Genomic DNA, 321 nt, shown 5'->3' on the forward strand with positions numbered 1-321 from the left:
TAATGCCGTTCACTTAAGAGTGAACGGCATTTTTCTTTGGTCTAACCGGATACTTGTTTTTACTCATTTTAAGGACTCTTGGATAAGCCCTTTCCCGTTTACCATCCAACTTAAATTGCCGTGCATTGCGTTCTATATCCAATACGTCTCTCGGGACATTCCCCGGTGTTTGTGATGGCAGTTGTGTCAACTTGAAGATGATATAACTCGCCGCATCCCTAAAACTCAGTTGATTAGGATGGACCGATGGCAAGCTTTTAGCCATCAGCAACATCTTATATCTAATGAGATTGTAGGCCAGTAGCACGCCCCACAGCTCTT

At 43.6% G+C, this 321-nt stretch carries 1 pseudogene; it reads right to left on the reverse strand.

The annotated features are described in order from the left end of the window. Positions 1-13: 13 nt before the first annotated feature. A pseudogene (locus MO387_RS20930) lies at positions 14-321 on the reverse strand (IS4 family transposase); the annotation flags it as partial.

The organism is Shewanella sp. N2AIL (assembly GCF_022690845.1).
Classification (GTDB): domain Bacteria; phylum Pseudomonadota; class Gammaproteobacteria; order Enterobacterales; family Shewanellaceae; genus Shewanella; species Shewanella baltica.